The organism is Streptomyces graminilatus, assembly GCF_001418565.1.
Lineage (GTDB): Bacteria > Actinomycetota > Actinomycetes > Streptomycetales > Streptomycetaceae > Streptomyces > Streptomyces graminilatus.
In genome coordinates, this window is sequence record NZ_LIQQ01000814.1 from 1 (window position 1) to 1,231 (window position 1,231).

General features: G+C 74.2%; 1 protein-coding gene. It reads left to right on the plus strand.

Translation table 11 applies throughout. The features are described from left to right. Positions 1-328 precede the first annotated feature (328 nt). Positions 329-1,231, plus strand: a 903-nt coding sequence (locus AOK08_RS41825) for a Gfo/Idh/MocA family protein (protein ID WP_055535806.1), incomplete at its 3' end; no start/stop codon positions are given.

Here is a 1,231-nt window from a genome sequence, read left to right on the forward strand (position 1 = left end):
GGGCGGCGAGGGCTCCGGGGGCGGCGAGAAGGGCGGCGGTCATGGCCGCGGTGAGAGTCACGGTGAGAGTCGTGGTGGCGGTCGCGCAGGTACACAGTCGCATGAACACATGACCATGCCGGAGAGGTGGAGATGGCCGACGGCACCGCTCCGGGAGACGGGGGCTGCGCCCCGAACGGGCTCACGAATACGCCCGATCGGCGGGCGCATCGGCGGGCGCATCGACGCCCGCCCCCTCGCCGCCCCGGGCCGCCGAGCCGACGCGTCCCGCTCGGCGAACCCGATGGCCCGGGGCGGGACTCCCCGGCGTGATGCGACAGTGGACGACATGACTGGTACGACTACGACCGGCGCCCCCGGCCCGAGTGACGCTCCCCGCCCGGGTGGCACTCCCCTCCGTCTAGGCCTCGTCGGCTACGGTCTCGCGGGCTCCGTCTTCCACGCCCCGCTGATCGCCGCCACCGAGGGCCTCGTCCTCGACACGGTCGTCACGGGCAACCCCGAGCGGCAGGCGCAGGCCCGCGCCGCCTTCCCGGAGGCACGGATCGCCGGCACCCCGGACGAGCTGTTCGCGCGCGCCGACGAGCTGGACCTGGTCGTCATCGCGTCGCCGAACAAGACGCACGTGCCGCTGGCCACCGCCGCCCTCAAGGCAGGCCTCGCCGTCGTCGTCGACAAGCCGGTCGCGGGCACGGCCGCCGAGGCGCGTGACCTCGCCGCCCTCGCCGACCAGCGGGGACTGCTCCTGTCCGTCTTCCAGAACCGCCGCTGGGACCACGACTTCCGCACCCTGCGGGGGCTCCTCGCCGAGGGCGCGCTGGGTGACGTATGGCGGTTCGAGTCCCGGTTCGAGCGGTGGCGGCCACAGACCAAGGGCGGCTGGCGCGAGTCCGGCGACCCGGCGGAGTTCGGCGGGCTGCTGTACGACCTCGGCAGTCATGTCGTCGACCAGGCACTGGTTCTGTTCGGCCCCGTCGACTCCGTGTACGCCGAGACGGTCGTCCGCCGCGAGGGCGCCGAGGCCGACGACGACACGTTCCTCGCGCTCACCCACGCGAACGGCGTCCGTACCCATCTGTACGTCTCCGCGACCGCCGCCCAACTCGGGCCGCGCTTCCGGGTGTTGGGCTCGCGTGCCGGGTACGTGAAGTACGGCCTCGACCCGCAGGAGGGCGCCCTGAGGGCGGGCGGGCGGCCCGGGGACGCCGGTTGGGGGCTCGAACCCGAGAGC